Consider the following 218-nt stretch of genomic DNA (forward strand, 5'->3'; position numbering starts at 1 on the left):
CAGATCCCGCTTATCGAGGCGGATATTGCCAGCCGTCAGCCCACAAAGGGGGATGCATTCGTATTGCGCAGGGACAAGGGTGACCTCACCGAGCGCGAGAAGGCCGGATCATGGCTCCTGTCCCAGGTCCGCCTGGCGGCAAAGAACGGTGAGGCAGGGGTTTGGAACCTCGGACGCATCGGTGGGTTCGCCGTCATGTGCGAAGCTGGGCCTGGCCG

At 63.8% G+C, this 218-nt stretch carries 1 protein-coding gene; it reads left to right on the forward strand.

Going from position 1 to position 218, the window contains the following annotated elements; all coding sequences use genetic code 11:
• On the forward strand, positions 1-218 hold a 218-nt coding region (locus tag B7449_RS22705), incomplete at both ends, for a hypothetical protein (RefSeq protein WP_048884133.1).

The organism is Komagataeibacter intermedius TF2 (assembly GCF_000964425.1).
GTDB lineage: Bacteria > Pseudomonadota > Alphaproteobacteria > Acetobacterales > Acetobacteraceae > Komagataeibacter > Komagataeibacter intermedius.